At 42.2% G+C, this 14,323-nt stretch carries 13 protein-coding genes; 12 read left to right on the top strand and 1 reads right to left on the bottom strand.

The features are described from left to right. Positions 1-43: 43 nt before the first annotated feature. The 3 genes from spoIVB to LC033_RS10870 all read left to right on the top strand — a co-directional run bounded on the left by spoIVB (position 44) and on the right by LC033_RS10870 (position 3,374). The gene (gene spoIVB / locus LC033_RS10880) at positions 44-1,321 is read left to right on the top strand and encodes a SpoIVB peptidase (protein WP_226568273.1); all 1,278 of its coding nucleotides are present in this window, start codon (positions 44-46) and stop codon (positions 1,319-1,321) included. A gap of 285 nt (positions 1,322-1,606) precedes the next feature. After that, positions 1,607-2,407: a sporulation transcription factor Spo0A gene (gene spo0A / locus LC033_RS10875; RefSeq protein WP_226568272.1), complete on the top strand. Its 801-nt coding sequence runs from the start codon at positions 1,607-1,609 to the stop codon at positions 2,405-2,407. A gap of 229 nt (positions 2,408-2,636) precedes the next feature. After that, on the top strand, positions 2,637-3,374 hold the full coding sequence (locus tag LC033_RS10870; protein ID WP_226568271.1) for a glycerophosphodiester phosphodiesterase: 738 nt from the start codon (positions 2,637-2,639) through the stop codon (positions 3,372-3,374). Positions 3,375-3,404: 30 nt separating this feature from the next. Here LC033_RS10870 and LC033_RS10865 read toward each other — a convergent pair whose 3' ends face one another. After that, positions 3,405-3,641: a DUF2627 domain-containing protein gene (locus LC033_RS10865; RefSeq protein ID WP_226568270.1), complete on the bottom strand. Its 237-nt coding sequence runs from the start codon at positions 3,639-3,641 to the stop codon at positions 3,405-3,407. A gap of 149 nt (positions 3,642-3,790) precedes the next feature. Between LC033_RS10865 and LC033_RS10860 the strand changes: the two genes are divergently transcribed. The 9 genes from LC033_RS10860 (at position 3,791) to LC033_RS10820 (ending at position 14,204) form a co-directional block, all read left to right on the top strand. After that, a complete protein-coding gene (locus tag LC033_RS10860; RefSeq protein WP_226568269.1) occupies positions 3,791-5,863 on the top strand; it encodes a sigma-54 interaction domain-containing protein in 2,073 nt (690 codons plus the stop codon). Between the two features lie 121 nt (positions 5,864-5,984). Then, a complete protein-coding gene (gene yqiS / locus LC033_RS10855) occupies positions 5,985-6,917 on the top strand; it encodes a phosphate butyryltransferase (protein WP_226568268.1) in 933 nt (310 codons plus the stop codon). Beyond that, positions 6,904-7,998: a Leu/Phe/Val dehydrogenase gene (gene bcd / locus LC033_RS10850; RefSeq protein ID WP_226568267.1), complete on the top strand. Its 1,095-nt coding sequence runs from the start codon at positions 6,904-6,906 to the stop codon at positions 7,996-7,998. Before yqiS ends, bcd begins: the two co-directional genes overlap by 14 nt. 33 nt (positions 7,999-8,031) lie before the next feature. Continuing rightward, positions 8,032-9,135, top strand: coding sequence for a butyrate kinase (gene buk / locus LC033_RS10845; protein ID WP_376776441.1), 1,104 nt, complete (start codon positions 8,032-8,034; stop codon positions 9,133-9,135). Between the two features lie 6 nt (positions 9,136-9,141). Further along, positions 9,142-10,566 (top strand): dihydrolipoyl dehydrogenase, encoded by a 1,425-nt coding sequence (lpdA, locus tag LC033_RS10840; RefSeq protein WP_226568265.1) that lies wholly within the window; start codon positions 9,142-9,144, stop codon positions 10,564-10,566. Between the two features lie 17 nt (positions 10,567-10,583). After that, a complete protein-coding gene (locus tag LC033_RS10835) occupies positions 10,584-11,576 on the top strand; it encodes a thiamine pyrophosphate-dependent dehydrogenase E1 component subunit alpha (protein ID WP_226568264.1) in 993 nt (330 codons plus the stop codon). A gap of 12 nt (positions 11,577-11,588) precedes the next feature. Further along, entirely contained in the window at positions 11,589-12,572 is a 984-nt protein-coding gene (locus tag LC033_RS10830) for an alpha-ketoacid dehydrogenase subunit beta (protein WP_226568263.1), read from the top strand. An 18-nt stretch (positions 12,573-12,590) separates the two neighbouring features. Next, the gene (locus LC033_RS10825; RefSeq protein ID WP_226568262.1) at positions 12,591-13,850 is read left to right on the top strand and encodes a dihydrolipoamide acetyltransferase family protein; all 1,260 of its coding nucleotides are present in this window, start codon (positions 12,591-12,593) and stop codon (positions 13,848-13,850) included. Between the two features lie 60 nt (positions 13,851-13,910). Further along, positions 13,911-14,204, top strand: a complete 294-nt coding sequence (locus LC033_RS10820; protein ID WP_226568261.1) for a YesK family protein — start codon at positions 13,911-13,913, stop codon at positions 14,202-14,204. Positions 14,205-14,323 lie beyond the last annotated feature (119 nt).

Raw genomic sequence — 14,323 nt, 5'->3', positions numbered from 1 at the left:
TATTGTTCTGGTGTGGGTAAGGAGCGAGGAGAGTGAAAAATGAATGCCCGAAAAGATGAGAAAAGCCATTGGTGTTATTCTCCTTGTTTCTTTAATAAGTACAGGGTTTATGAGCAAAGTGAAGGAATATATCAGCATTCCAACAAATGTCGCAGTATTTGAGAACGAGAAGCAATCGATTGACACATCAATTGAAGCGGCAGCCGAAGCTTCTTCACCAGCCTTTAGTCTTTCAGAGAAAAAGAATCAACTTGAAGTAACGGGACAAAAGGCTGGAAAAGCCGAAATTGTTTATGATTTTAAAGGATTTCCTATTAAGAAAACAAAAGTCGATGTTCTCCCTGAATTAAAAGTCGTGCCAGGAGGACAATCGATTGGAGTCAAGCTCCACTCTGTAGGAGTTCTCGTTGTAGGTTTTCATCAAATCACAACGAAAGACGGCAAAAAGTCACCAGGTGAAGCCGCAGGCATTCAATCAGGGGATATGATCACTGAAATAAATGGTCAAAAAATGGAGAAAATGAATGACCTCACCCCATTCATCCAAAAATCAGGGAAAACGGGGGAGAAACTTCATTTACTCATAAAGAGAGATCATAAAACCTTTCAAACAACATTAACACCTGCGAAAGATGTAAGTGAAGGCAACTATCGAATTGGTCTTTACATTCGTGATTCCGCAGCAGGAATTGGAACAATGACCTTCTTCGAACCGGCCTCTAAAAAGTATGGTGCCCTCGGTCATGTGATTTCTGACATGGATACAAAAAAACCAATTGTTGTCGACAATGGTGAAATTGTCAGATCAACCGTGACATCGATTGAAAAAGGCACAGGAGGTAATCCTGGAGAAAAATTGGCGAGGTTTTCTTCCGAACGAAAAACGATTGGTGATATCTCCCGTAACAGTCCGTTCGGTATATTTGGGACATTAACCGAAAAGCTTGAAAATCATGTAGCGGACAAACCTCTTCCAGTCGCTTTATCAAAAGAAGTAAAAGAAGGGCCAGCAGAGATATTAACGGTTGTGGATCATGATCAAGTGGAGAAGTTTGATATTAAAATTGTCAGCACAACACCGCAAAAATTCCCAGCAACAAAAGGAATGGTTTTGAAAATAACAGATGAACGATTATTAAGCAAAACGGGTGGAATTGTTCAAGGGATGAGCGGAAGCCCCATCCTCCAAAATGGAAAAGTCATTGGAGCAGTCACGCACGTATTCGTCAATGACCCGACAAGCGGCTATGGCGTACACATTGAATGGATGCTGTCAGAAGCAGGAATTGATCTTTATCAAAAAAACAAAAAAGCAAGCTGATTAATCAAACTGCCGTGATCTTCCGGCAGTTTTTTTCTACTCTTTCTTTCTCTTCCATCATGTTATAAAATAAGGAAAAAGTGATTATTCGACAAAATAGAGAATAGTCTGTTGTCAAATTGCAATAATCGTCGATTCGTTAAGAAAAACGTAGAAAAAGCTAGATAATGCTCTATTATTCGGAAAATTAAAGTTTTTTAAAGGGGATAGCATGGTTTTGTCGAATTGAACACTCAGAAGAGGAATACAAAAGACTAAAGGAATCGACATTGGGGAGGAAAGAACGTGGAAAAAATTAAAGTGTGTGTAGCTGATGACAATCGAGAGCTTGTTGGCCTTTTGACAGAGTATATTGAGGGACAGGAAGATATGGAAGTACTTGGGGTGGCATATAATGGTCAGGAATGTCTGACATTATTTAAAGATAAAGAGCCAGACGTTATCCTCTTAGATATTATCATGCCTCATTTAGACGGTCTTGCTGTATTGGAACGACTCCGTGACTCTGATATGACCAAGCAGCCAAGTGTGATTATGCTAACGGCGTTCGGACAAGAAGATGTAACGAAAAAGGCAGTCGATTTGGGCGCATCCTATTTCATTTTAAAACCATTTGATATGGAAAACCTAGTCGGTCATATTCGTCAAGTCAGTGGAAACGGCACACAAGTCACCCATCGATCTTCATCTATCCAAAACAGTGTTCTTCGTAATAAACCTGAACCTAAACGTAAAAACTTAGATGCGAGCATTACGACGATAATTCATGAAATTGGAGTCCCAGCTCATATAAAAGGATATTTATACTTAAGAGAAGCGATTTCTATGGTGTACAATGACATTGAACTGCTTGGGAGCATCACAAAAGTATTGTATCCCGACATTGCAAAGAAATTTAACACGACAGCCAGCAGGGTGGAACGAGCGATTCGTCATGCCATCGAAGTCGCTTGGAGCAGAGGGAACATCGATTCCATTTCCTCACTTTTTGGTTATACAGTCAGTATGTCAAAAGCCAAACCGACCAATTCGGAATTTATTGCAATGGTTGCCGATCGTCTGCGTTTAGAGCATCGAGCAAGCTAATACATTTTACATGAAAAAACGTTTCTTTATTGAGGCGTTTTTTTATTTTGAAAAATGGTTGTAACAATCGTTACAGTAGTCGCATTTGTTTCTTCCCTTTTTGTTCTTGACGCAGAGACCACAGAGCAATCCCTCTTCTTTCTAAGAAGAGGTTTTTTTATATGATCAAACTGGAAAAACAGAAATAAACACGTCATAATGGAGATAACATCATATTTAGAGGTGACATATGACGAAAATTTTTGCGCATAGGGGCTTTAAAGGAATCTATCCTGAAAACACCATGATAGCCTTTGAGCACGCACTCCATTCAGGAGCTGAAGGAATTGAGCTTGATGTTCAGTTGACCAAAGACGGCAGATTGGCTGTGATACATGATGAAAAACTGAACAGAACAACGAATTTGAATGGCTTAGTGAAAGACCATACATTTGAAGAATTAAAAAAAGGGGACGCAAGTCATTCTTTTTATGAAGAAACAGGTGCTGTGTCCATTCCCCTTTTAGAGGAAGTATTAGAGCTAGTCACGCAACAATCATCTTTTATGATCAATATCGAACTCAAAAATTCCATATATCGATATCCAGGTATAGAAGAGAAAGTAAAAGAGCAAATTGAGCGCTTTCAAATTGAAGATCGTGTGCTTGTCTCATCCTTTCATCACGGTAGTTTAGCTCTTTTTCACAAGCTAATGCCGCATATAGAGCTTGCTGTACTCACGATGGATGTCATTTATCAGCCGGAGATGTATTTAAAAACAATCCCTGCAAAGGGTTATCACCCTAATATCAAGTGCGCTGGGGTAACAAAAGAGGTCGTATCGGCTCTCCATGCTGCTGATCAGGTGATTAGACCTTTTACTGTCAACAGTGAGAAGCAAATGCAAAAAATGTTCTCCTTAGGTGTCGATGGGATATTCACTGACTTTCCTGACCGAGCCGTGAAATTAAGAGAAGACATGAGATAAAGACCTGCTATCATCCCAGCAGGTCTTTTTTTATTTTTGCTTAAAGCGAGCGGCCACTTTATTTCGTTTACGGTCTCTGTATAAAATAAATCCAGCTACAACGTAAAGACCTACCCCTAAAAATAACAACCCTGCAATTCCTTGTAGCCATAAAAATGGAAATGGTGCAATGATGATGCCGAAAACTGTATCACGTAGCAGTTTAATCCCAAGTGCTGCAAAGGCGCCAGGTATTAAAATAATTACTAATGCAAGTATTCTCTTCATTAAATGTCCCCTTAAACGTCATTTACTTTCATTGTCTAATTCAAAAAATATTTTGTCAAGAAAGGAAAACGTGGTAATATAAGAGTTGTGCAATTTTTTGCAACGGAAAAATATAGTGTGCAATTTTTTTCATATAAAGGGGTAACGGGATGCAGAGAGTCTTGATTGTCGGTGCAGGACAGGGTGGATCAGCATTGCTTGAAACATTGCTGAAAACAAATATGATTCAAATCATTGCGATCGCCGACCTTGATCTTGGGGCACCGGGGATGGTAGAAGCGAAAAAGAATGGAATTGATACGACGACAAATTGGAAAGAAAACATAAAAGATGACATTGATATCATCATTGAAACGACAGGAAGCCCTGCTGTACTCAAGGAACTGATGGAAGAAAAACCAGAGCATACTGTCATTGTTCCGAGTTCGATGGCATATGTCATATCGGAATTAATGGCTGAGAAACAACAGCTGATTCAAATATTGAAAGAACAAACCTATAAACATGACCGCATTTTTAATGCAACGAATGATGGCATGATTTTTATTAATATGGATGAAGAAGTGGTTCTATTTAATCGATCGGCTGCAAAAATGGTCGGACGTTCTCAAAAAGATGCGATCGGTCGACACATTCGAGAAGTGATTCCAAACACAAAACTTCCCGATATTTTAAGATCAAGAGAGCCGGAATTTAACCAAAAACAATTTTTAAATCAGCAAATACAAATTGTCTCTACGCGTCTGCCGATCATTGATGATGCAGGGAGAATGCTAGGCGCTTTATCCATCTTTAAAGATATTACAGATGCGGTTGAGCTTGCGGAGGAAGTGACGAACCTCAAAGAAGTGCGAACAATGCTTGAGGCCATCATTCAATCATCAGATGAAGCCATATCGGTTGTGGATGAGCAAGGAAAAGGCATTTTGATTAACCGTGCTTATACGAAAATGACTGGTTTAACGGACAAAGAGGTTGTTGGTAAACCAGCAGGTGAAGATATTTCCGAAGGGGAAAGCATGCACTTGAAGGTACTCGAAACAAGAAGACCTGTTCGAGGCGTCAGAATGAAGGTTGGACCAAACAAAAAAGATGTGATCGTCAACGTAGCGCCAGTGATTGTTGACGGCATCCTAAAAGGCAGTGTCGGCGTCATTCACGACGTATCAGAAATTCAATCACTGACGAATGAATTAAATAAAGCGAGACAGCTCATCCGTACACTTGAGGCAAAGTACACGTTTGAAGACATTGTTGGGGAAAGTGAACAAATGCTTGTGGCACTTGAGCAGGCAAAGCTAGGCGCAAAAACGCCAGCAACCATTTTACTCCGCGGAGAATCAGGTACTGGTAAAGAGCTGTTTGCGCACGCCATTCACAATGAAAGTGACCGGAAATATAACCGCTTTGTTCGGGTGAATTGTGCGGCCTTATCAGAGACCCTTTTAGAGTCAGAGCTTTTCGGCTACGAGGAAGGGGCGTTTTCTGGTGCAAGGCGCGGTGGGAAAAAAGGGCTGTTTGAAGAAGCGAATCATGGCAGCATCTTTTTAGACGAAATTGGTGAAATGACGCCAAGTACACAAGCGAAATTACTTCGCGTTATGCAAGAGAAAGAAATTGTGAGAGTGGGCGGAACAAAAGCCATGCCTGTGGATGTCCGTGTAATCACAGCGACAAATGTCAATATCGAAAAAGCAATGGCGGAAGGGAAGTTCAGAGAGGACTTATATTATCGAATGAACAGATACCCGATATCTATCCCGTCGCTTAGGCAGCGTCTTGAAGATATTGATTCATTAAGCAAACGTCTTATTCAGAAGATCAATTTAGATTATGGACGGAATGTCAGTGGTTTAACAGAACATGCACTGAATAGACTACGATCATATAGCTGGCCAGGCAATGTGAGAGAACTTGAAAATGTGCTTGGACGTGCGATGATCTTTTTAAATCCCCAAGAAGAATGGATCGATGAAGGGCATATTGCGTTTATGGAGTCGGAACAACATGAAGTAAAAGTGCAGCAGGAACTTGCTGAAATTCAATTTGAGGGTGAGACGCTTTCGGATGCCGTTGAAGCATTTGAAGCGCAGCTGATCAAAAAAACCCTTGAAAAGCATCAATTCAATCGTACCAAAACAGCGAAAACCTTAGGGATTAGCATTCGTAACCTTTACTATAAAATGGATAAATATCACCTTGCAAAAGATAGCATGCAATAAAATGCGCGTTACCTGCAAAGGCTTGCATGGGTTCATCAAAAATGGTTATTTCACATGCGTTTCAAGCTGGCACGGAACTTGCATATAAAAAATGACCGAGCACAAGGAAAGGTGGGCAAGTATGAAGCTTGACGATTTGATTATCAAAGCCTCACAGCTCCAGAATAAAACAGCAGCTGTGGCTCATGCAGAAGACGAAGAAGTGCTTCATGCCATTAATATGGCAATTGAACGAAAGGTGGCTCGCTTCCTGCTGGTTGGGAATAAGCGCAACCTAAAGGAGCTAGTCAAACAGCATGAGATCAATGAAGACTGGATAGACATTATTCATTCTGATTCACCCAAAGAATCTGCCAAAATTGCCGTGCAGGCAGTCAGTGAGAACCATGCAGATATTTTGATGAAGGGCCATGTTCCTACAGCGGTGCTTTTAAAAGCTGTACTGAATAAAGAGTATGGACTCCGAACAGCGAGTGTCTTATCACATGTCGCAGCATTTGAAGTACCGGGCTTCGATCGTTTTATCTATGTAACGGATTCTGCCATGAACATTTCGCCGGATTTAAATATGCTGAAAGAAATTACGAGCAATTCTGTTCAAGTAGCACATGCTGTTGGAAACGACATGCCAAAGGTAGCGGTTTTATCTGCGGTAGAGGTAGTGAACCCAGCAATGGATTCAACGCTGGCCGCTGCAAGTCTTGCGCAAATGAACAGAAGAGGTCAAATAACAGGCTGCCTCATTGATGGACCACTTGCTTTAGATAATGCTATTTCTCAAACGGCGGCTTCTCATAAAAATATTACGAGTGATGTGGCTGGCCATGCAGATATTTTGCTTGTGCCAACAATTGAAGCAGGCAACATCTTATATAAATCTCTCATTTACTTTGCACATGCAAAGGTGGGGGCTGTGGTGGCAGGAGCGAAGGCGCCGATTGCTTTAACAAGCCGGTCTGATTCAGCCGAAAGTAAGCTCTATTCAATTGCACTTGCCATCTGTACATCAAATGAAGCGGAAGCAATAGGAGGAATACACAATGGAGCTTTTTAAATATATGAAACAATACGATTATGAACAGCTTGTATTTTGTCATGATGAGCAGTCTGGCTTAAAAGCCATTATTGCCATTCATGATACGACACTTGGACCCGCACTGGGCGGAACAAGAATGTGGACGTATGAAAATGAAGAAGCAGCCATCGAAGATGCTTTGCGTCTTGCAAGAGGAATGACCTATAAAAATGCGGCAGCAGGGCTTAACCTTGGCGGCGGGAAAACGGTGATCATCGGCGATCCAAGAAAAGACAAAAATGAAGAAATGTTCCGTGCGTTTGGACGTTACATTCAAGGTCTGAATGGTCGTTATATCACAGCTGAAGATGTGGGAACAACTGTAGAAGATATGGATCTCATCCATGAAGAAACAGACTTTGTCACAGGGATCTCTCCTGCATTTGGTTCTTCTGGAAACCCATCTCCTGTCACAGCCTACGGTGTATATAAAGGGATGAAAGCAGCTGCAAAAGCGGCATTTGGGACGGATTCATTAGAAGGAAAAACGGTTGCCGTACAAGGTGTAGGAAATGTGGCCTACAATCTTTGTAAACATCTGTACGAAGAAGGAGCACAGCTAATTGTTACAGACATCAACAAAGACTCTGTTCAGCGAGCTGTAGAAGCCTTTGGCGCAAAAGCTGTAGACCCTGATGATATTTATGAGCAAGAATGTGATATTTATGCGCCGTGTGCACTTGGTGCAACCATTAACGATCTGACGATTCCGAAATTAAAAGCAAAAGTCATTGCTGGTGCAGCGAATAACCAGCTAAGAGAAACCCATCACGGGGATCTTATTCATGAAATGGGCATTGTGTATGCGCCTGATTATGTGATTAATGCTGGTGGTGTGATTAACGTTGCTGATGAGCTGTACGGCTATAATGCTGATCGTGCAATGAAAAAAGTCGAAGGTATTTACCAAAATATTGAGCGTGTCATCGAAATCTCAAACCGTGACGCCATTCCAACCAATAAAGCGGCAGATCGATTGGCTGAAGAGCGAATTGAAAAAATGCGTAAATCTAGAAGTCAATTCTTGCAAAATGGACAACATATTTTAAGTCGTCGCTAATTTGAAGAATGAGTTGAAACGGAGGTTTTGTTTTTGCTAATAAAAGAATGGCGTATTCTCACGATTAATCCTGGCTCCACTTCAACAAAAATCGGTGTGTTTCATAACGAACGATCCATCTTTGAAACGACACTGAGACATACAAATGAGGAATTAAAGCAGTTTCCTCATATCATTGATCAATTTTCATTTCGTAAAGAATCAATTCTTATAACGCTTCATGAACAGGGAATGAATATCTCAAAGTTTGACGCAGTTTGTGCTCGGGGTGGTCTTCTTCGACCGATTGAAGGAGGTACATATGAGGTAAATGAGCAAATGGTCAAGGACCTAAAAGAAGGATATGCTGGGCAGCATGCATCGAACTTAGGCGGTATCATTGCAAGAGAAATTGCGCTCGGCCTGAATATCCCAGCTTTTATTGTGGATCCAGTTGTGGTGGATGAACTAAAGCCAATTGCTCGCATTTCAGGGATGCCAACCATTGAACGAAAAAGCATTTTTCATGCATTAAATCAAAAAGCGGTCGCAAGGAAAACAGCCGCTACTTTTGGGAAGCGCTACGAAGATTTGAACATGATCATTACGCATATGGGTGGCGGCATCACAATTGGTGTACATGAAAAAGGAAAGGTCATTGATGTCAATAACGGTCTACATGGCGAAGGTCCATTTAGCCCAGAGCGGGCGGGAACACTTCCAACAGGGGACCTCGTCAACCTCTGCTTTTCTGGTGAATATACACAAGAGGAGATGCTCAAGCGCATTATTGGCGAAGGTGGTCTTGCGGGCTATCTCGGCACTACAGACGCTGTTAAAGTAGAGGGCATGATTGAAGCGGGCGATGAGCGTGCAGCGCTTATTTATGAAGCGATGTGCTATCAAATCGCAAAGGAAATCGGTTCGGCTAGTGCTGTCTTAAAAGGAGCAGTTGACATCATTGTGTTAACAGGCGGCCTTGCGTACAGCAAACAAATTACTTCAAGTATTAGAGGGTACATTGACTGGATTTCAGATGTTGTCGTGTATCCAGGTGAAAATGAATTGCAATCCTTAGCAGAAGGTGCGCTTCGTATTTTAAAAGAAGATGAATCACCGAAAGAATACCCAAATGACAAAGGACGAAGAAAGGAGTGACAAGTGATGGCAACTGAATATGACCTCGTCATTCTTGGTGGAGGTACAGGCGGCTATGTAGCGGCCATCCGTGCTTCACAGCTTGGATTGAAAACAGCAGTCGTAGAAAAATCAAAGCTTGGGGGAACATGTCTTCATAAAGGCTGTATTCCGTCTAAAGCGTTGCTTAGAAGTGCAGATGTATATCAAACGGTGAAACGTGCTGCTGATTTTGGCGTTGAAATAAGTGGCATTTCCTTACAATTTTCCAATGTGCAAAAAAGAAAAACAGATATTGTAGAAAAACTAGCTGGCGGCGTCAAACATCTTATGAAACAAGGGAAAATTGATGTATACGAAGGAATTGGCCGTATACTGGGGCCTTCTATCTTTTCGCCGATGCCAGGAACCATCTCGGTAGAAATGGCGAATGGGGATGAAAATGAAATGCTTATTCCAAAGCAGGTTATCATTGCCACAGGATCAAGGCCGCGCGTGCTGCCTGGACTTGAATCAAATGGAACGCATATCCTTACATCAGATGATGCACTTGAACTGCAAGAACTCCCACAGTCGATGCTGATTGTCGGCGGGGGTGTGATTGGGATCGAGTGGGCATCCATGCTGAACGACTTTGGCGTGAAAGTCACAGTCATCGAGTTTGCGAATCGCATATTACCAACAGAAGATCAAGATATTTCCAAGGAAATGGAGAATCTTTTATCGAAAAAAGGCATCACCTTCGTTACAAATGCGAAAGTACTGCCAGATACAGTAGAAAAGCATGAGAATCTCGTCACGATTCAAGCCGAAAAGGATGGAGACATTCAGTCGTTTGAAGCGGAAAAACTACTTCTCTCGGTTGGTCGTGTACCAAATGTGGAAGGCATAGGGCTTGAAAACACTGACATCCAAATAGAAAAGCAGGGGATTGTCGTGAATGAACATTATCAAACGAAAGAATCGCATATTTATGCGGTAGGAGATGTGATTGGCGGGCTTCAATTGGCACATGTGGCTTCACACGAAGGCATGATTGCCGTGGAACATATCGCCGAAAAAGAACCGAAGCCGCTCGATGAAACACTCGTGTCTAAATGTGTTTACTCTCACCCAGAAACCGCTAGTGTTGGACTTACTGAACAGGAGGCAAAAGAGCAAGGCTACGAAGTCAAGATTGGGAAATTTCCATTCATGGCCATTGGAAAAGCGCTTGTGTTTGGGGAATCTGATGGATTTGTCAAAATCATTGCCGATCAAAAAACAGCTGATATTTTAGGGATTCATATGATTGGTCCTCATGTAACAGATATGATATCTGAAGCTGGATTAGCCAAAGTACTTGATGCAACTCCGTGGGAAGTAGGGCAAACGATTCACCCGCATCCAACCTTGGCAGAGGCGATTGGCGAGGCAGCACTTGCTGTTGATGGAAAGGCAATCCATTTTTAATCAAGGAGGGAAACATGATGAGTAACATGCGTCATCAGGAATTAGGATTATCAGATGAACAAGCAATTGACATATACAAGACAATGCTTCTTGCAAGGAAAATCGATGAACGGATGTGGCTTTTAAACCGTTCTGGTAAAATTCCGTTCGTGATTTCTTGTCAAGGGCAGGAAGCGCAGCAAGTTGGTGCTGCCTTTGCTTTAAATAGAGAAGAGGATTATGTCTTACCTTATTACCGTGATATGGGGGTTGTTCTGGCTTTTGGGATGACAGCGAAAGATTTAATGATGTCTGGTTTTGCGAAAAAAGACGATCCGAACTCAGGGGGAAGACAGATGCCAGGTCACTTTGGTCAAAAATCAAACCGAATTGTGACCGGGTCATCGCCTGTCACAACGCAGGTTCCTCATGCGGTTGGGATCGCACTTGCTGGACGTCTTGAGCAGAAAAACTTTGTCAGCTTTGTCACGTTCGGTGAAGGATCTTCAAACCAAGGCGATTTCCACGAAGGAGCCAACTTTGCTGCTGTGCATAAGCTGCCTGTTATTTTTATGTGTGAAAACAATAAGTACGCAATTTCTGTCCCGTATGATAAACAAGTGGCATGTGAACGTATTTCTGATCGTGCAATTGGTTACGGAATGCCTGGCGTCACCGTAGATGGAAATGACCCGCTTAAAGTGTATGCAGCTGTCAAAGAAGCGAGAGACCGCGCAGCAAGAGGCGAAGGCCCAACCTTGATCGAGACTATTTCTTACCGTTTAACTGCCCATTCAAGTGATGACGATGATTCTAGCTATCGAGAAAAGGAAGAAGTCCTAGAAGCGAGAAAGAAAGATCCGCTCATTCAGTTTGAAACGTACTTAATCGAAGGAAATGTCATGACTTCTGAAATGAAAGAAGAGATGACAAAAGAAATTATGCAAATCGTAAACGAAGCCACTGATGAAGCGGAAAACGCAGCTTATGCCGAAGCAGAAAGCGCACTTCGTTACGTGTATGCGGAGTAAGGGGGAAGAAAAATGCCTGTTATGTCATATATAGACGCCATTACACTGGCGATGAAAGAAGAAATGGAGCGAGATCCAAAAGTGTTTGTGCTCGGAGAGGATGTCGGGAAAAAAGGCGGCGTATTTAAAGCGACAGCGGGTCTTTATACGCAATTTGGAGAAGCGCGTGTCATGGATACTCCACTTGCAGAATCAGCAATTGCTGGTGTGGGTATCGGGGCAGCGATGTATGGAATGCGCCCGATTGCAGAGATGCAATTTGCGGATTTCATTATGCCTGCTGTGAACCAAATCATTTCAGAGGCTGCAAAAATTAGATACCGCTCCAATAATGATTGGAGCTGTCCAATGGTCATCCGCGCACCTTATGGCGGCGGTGTGCATGGGGCACTTTATCATTCACAATCGGTCGAAGCGATTTTTGCCAATCAGCCGGGCTTAAAGATTGTGATGCCTTCTACACCTTATGATGTAAAAGGTTTATTAAAGGCCGCAGTGCGTGATCCAGATCCTGTATTGTTCTTTGAACACAAACGTGCATACCGTCTCATTAAAGGAGAAGTGCCTGAAAAGGATTATACACTCCCAATTGGAAAAGCAGATATAAAACGTGAAGGCGATGATATCACGGTCATTACATATGGCCTATGTGTTCATTTTGCTCTGCAAGCAGCAGAACGTCTTGCAAAGGACGGAATATCCGCTCATATTCTCGATTTACGAACAGTTTACCCGCTTGATCAAGACGCGATTATTGAAGCGGCATCAAAAACAGGGAAAGTTCTCCTTTTAACGGAAGATACAAAAGAAGGTAGCATCATGAGTGAAGTTGCGGCGATCATTTCGGAGCATTGCTTATTTGATTTAGATGCACCAATTAAACGTTTAGCAGGCCCTGACATTCCGGCAATGCCTTATGCACCGACGATGGAGAAATTCTTCATGGTCAACCCGGAAAAGGTAGAATCTGGAATGAGAGAGCTAGCAGCGTTTTAAGAAAGAGGAGGGTTTCAAGTGGCAATTGAACAAATGAAAATGCCTCAGCTAGGTGAAAGTGTAACAGAAGGAACTATTAGCAAATGGCTCGTTTCACCTGGAGATCATGTGAACAAATACGATCCCATTGCGGAAGTGATGACGGATAAAGTGAACGCAGAGGTCCCATCATCTTTTACTGGGATCATCACAAATCTATCTGCTGAGGAAGGCGATACACTTCAAGTAGGAGAAGTTTTTTGTGAAATTGAAGTAGAAGGTAATGTGCAGCAGAGTGTAAAAGGAGAAGAATCGGCACCTGAGCAAAACGAAGCACCCGCTCTTGATCAAACAAATGCAGATCAAAGTCAAAAGAAACGATATTCTCCAGCAGTCCTTCGTTTAGCAGATGAGCATGGAATTGATTTAGCGACTGTCCAAGGAACGGGAGCAGGAGGTCGAATCACAAGAAAAGACTTGCTTCAGCTCATCGAAAATGGAGGCGCAAAAAAGAAGGCAGCACCTGTCAGTGAAGGTGCGGTTCAAACGGAGCCAGCGCAGCCATCAAAAGCAAAAACGGCTCCATCCATCTCTTCAATGCCCGGTGATGTCGAGTTGCCAGTCACGCCGATTAGACAGGCGATTGCAGCAAATATGCTTAGAAGCAAACATGAAATTCCTCATGCATGGACGATGATGGAAGTCGATGTAACAAACCTTGTGACGAGAAGGAATCAGTTAAAAGATCAATTTAAAGCAAATGAAGGCTTTAATTTAACGTTCTTTGCATTCTTTGTCAAAGCAGTGGCTCAAGCATTAAAGGAATTCCCTGAAATGAACAGCATGTGGGCAGGAGATAAAATTGTTCAAAAGAAAGCGATCAATGTCTCGATTGCTGTCGCAACAGATGACGCTCTTTTTGTTCCAGTCATTAAGGATGCTGATGAAAAGACCATTAAGGGCATCGCCAAAGAAATTCATGAACTTGCTTCCAAGGTGAGACAAGAAACGCTAAAGCAAAGTGACATGGAAGGCGGCACCTTCACCGTAAACAACACGGGATCATTTGGTTCCGTTCAATCAATGGGGATCATTAATTATCCGCAAGCGGCCATTTTACAAGTAGAATCGATTGTGAAGCGGCCAATGATTGTAGGTGGAATGATTGCAGCAAGAGATATGGTGAACCTTTGTCTCTCATTAGATCACAGAGTACTTGATGGTCTTGTATGCGGCAGATTCCTCCAAAGAATCAAACAAATTCTTGAAGGCATCGACGAGCAGACATCGGTTTATTAAACAAGTTCCCCTCCCGATCAAGAGAGGGGATTTCCTCATCAATGAGAAAGGAGCGATGATATGTCTGGACTAGATTTTTTTGCTTTTCTAACCATTGGTCTCATGTTTATGACAGCGATTGCGTTCGCTTTTCTTCGATATATTTCTAAATCACGAAATCATCCTGAAAGATTACTACTGATCATATCTATCGTTTCAATCATTCAAATTGTGTACTGCTTGTGGATTGTAGGTGGATTTAAAGGAGTAGCAAACAGCTTATTAGGGATTTCACTTCTTTTAGGTACACTGCTTGGGTATGCACTTGAATATTTATACAGACGCTATATCAAAAAAACGCCCGAATCTAAATGAGGGACTGACCCCTAAGATGAGACAAATAAAAAACACCTTCAAGTTTGAAAACGGACCGTTGTGATCCGAAATAAAACATGGAGGTGTTTTTTCTATGGGGACAAGAGTGAGTTATCCAG

The organism is Bacillus stratosphericus (assembly GCF_020524495.1).
Lineage (GTDB): Bacteria > Bacillota > Bacilli > Bacillales > Bacillaceae > Bacillus > Bacillus stratosphericus_B.
Note: the sequence above shows the minus strand (reverse complement) of the source record. Positions and strands in the feature narration are given on the sequence as shown.

Coding starts and splice junctions, on each gene's coding strand:
- spoIVB (WP_226568273.1), top strand. CDS start 44: ATGCCCGAAAAGATGAGAAAAGCCATTGGTGTTATTCTCCTTGTTTCT.
- LC033_RS10870 (WP_226568271.1), top strand. CDS start 2,637: ATGACGAAAATTTTTGCGCATAGGGGCTTTAAAGGAATCTATCCTGAA.
- LC033_RS10865 (WP_226568270.1), bottom strand. CDS start 3,641: ATGAAGAGAATACTTGCATTAGTAATTATTTTAATACCTGGCGCCTTT.
- LC033_RS10860 (WP_226568269.1), top strand. CDS start 3,791: ATGCAGAGAGTCTTGATTGTCGGTGCAGGACAGGGTGGATCAGCATTG.
- yqiS (WP_226568268.1), top strand. CDS start 5,985: ATGAAGCTTGACGATTTGATTATCAAAGCCTCACAGCTCCAGAATAAA.
- bcd (WP_226568267.1), top strand. CDS start 6,904: ATGGAGCTTTTTAAATATATGAAACAATACGATTATGAACAGCTTGTA.
- lpdA (WP_226568265.1), top strand. CDS start 9,142: ATGGCAACTGAATATGACCTCGTCATTCTTGGTGGAGGTACAGGCGGC.
- LC033_RS10835 (WP_226568264.1), top strand. CDS start 10,584: ATGAGTAACATGCGTCATCAGGAATTAGGATTATCAGATGAACAAGCA.
- LC033_RS10830 (WP_226568263.1), top strand. CDS start 11,589: ATGCCTGTTATGTCATATATAGACGCCATTACACTGGCGATGAAAGAA.
- LC033_RS10820 (WP_226568261.1), top strand. CDS start 13,911: ATGTCTGGACTAGATTTTTTTGCTTTTCTAACCATTGGTCTCATGTTT.